Source organism: Terrisporobacter mayombei (genome assembly GCF_020748465.1).
Taxonomy (GTDB): domain Bacteria; phylum Bacillota; class Clostridia; order Peptostreptococcales; family Peptostreptococcaceae; genus Terrisporobacter; species Terrisporobacter mayombei.
In genome coordinates this window covers 1-510 of the sequence record NZ_JAHZMP010000123.1, presented here as the reverse complement: position 1 = coordinate 510, position 510 = coordinate 1, and the positions used below count along the sequence as shown (strand labels likewise).

The following is a 510-nucleotide window of genomic DNA, read 5'->3' as shown; positions in this document are numbered from 1 at the left end:
GTTTTCTATCACAAACTCAAAATATATAAATGCAACATTTTTCCCTACAAATAATAATTCAAAAAATAACAAATAACTTCCATTAAAAACATAACTAAACAAATAATTATAAAAAAAATCATAAATTCCTTCAAATATATCAAACATTCTCTTTAAGAGAGTAGCCATTTTCTTATAAGAATCTGATAACAACTCTATATTTTCAAAAACACCTTCTAACTTCCATACATATCCATTTTCAAAATTAAAATAAAATATTCCAAAATAACAAAATAATATTCCCAAATGATTGGCAACTTGATCAGCAATAGGACTAATTTTTGAAAAGAATATATTACCGCAAGTTTCTCCTGACTCGGAGTGAGAATATCGAAGTATTGGTTCTCCTCCATCATCTACACAAAGCCTCATAAAATCAATACCAAATTTTCGGAAACACTCCATTTCTCGACTAATAAACAACCAGTATATAACATCACTTGCTTTCCAGTTAAGTTTGTCATCTATATA

Annotated in this window: 1 protein-coding gene; it reads right to left on the bottom strand. The window is 27.1% G+C overall.

Translation table 11 applies throughout. The annotated features are described in order from the left end of the window. The coding region (locus tag K0039_RS24945) for a hypothetical protein (protein WP_228106817.1) at window positions 1-444 on the bottom strand (444 nt) is incomplete at its 3' end. Window positions 445-510 lie beyond the last annotated feature (66 nt).